This is a genomic window from Bradyrhizobium jicamae, assembly GCF_001440395.1.
GTDB classification, from domain to species: domain Bacteria; phylum Pseudomonadota; class Alphaproteobacteria; order Rhizobiales; family Xanthobacteraceae; genus Bradyrhizobium; species Bradyrhizobium jicamae.
Genome location: NZ_LLXZ01000214.1, coordinates 9,986 through 10,348 on the forward strand (window position 1 = coordinate 9,986; position 363 = coordinate 10,348).

The window sequence follows — 363 nt, forward strand, 5'->3', positions numbered from 1 at the left end:
AAGAGGTCAAAGAACCTCGCATCACACTTTTTCAGAATATCAGGGCCAGCTACGACAATCTTTGCAGTCGCGTCGAACAAGAAAACCGCAATGATGAGCTGAAGTTGAGGCTCATCAAGGGAGAGATCGATGCGATTACTGAAGGCTTTGTTCCGGAAGCTTTGGATCAAGATAAAGCTGGCATGGGAATGGATTAAGCGATGATGCAAGACCGTCCCAAGATACTGGCTCGAGGGGCTGTGGCAAATGCTCTTCGTCGCGGAAAGCTCAGACGAGGGCCGTGCGTTGTTTGTGGAGAAGCAAAGAGTGAGGCTCACCATCGCGATTATTCGAGGCCGCTAGAGGTCGTTTGGCTTTGCAGGA

1 protein-coding gene is annotated in these 363 nt (G+C 50.7%); it reads left to right on the forward strand.

The features are described from left to right. A partial coding sequence (locus tag CQ12_RS45545; RefSeq protein ID WP_198164373.1) for a hypothetical protein occupies window positions 1-197 on the forward strand: 197 nt, incomplete at its 5' end. Window positions 198-363: the final 166 nt, after the last annotated feature.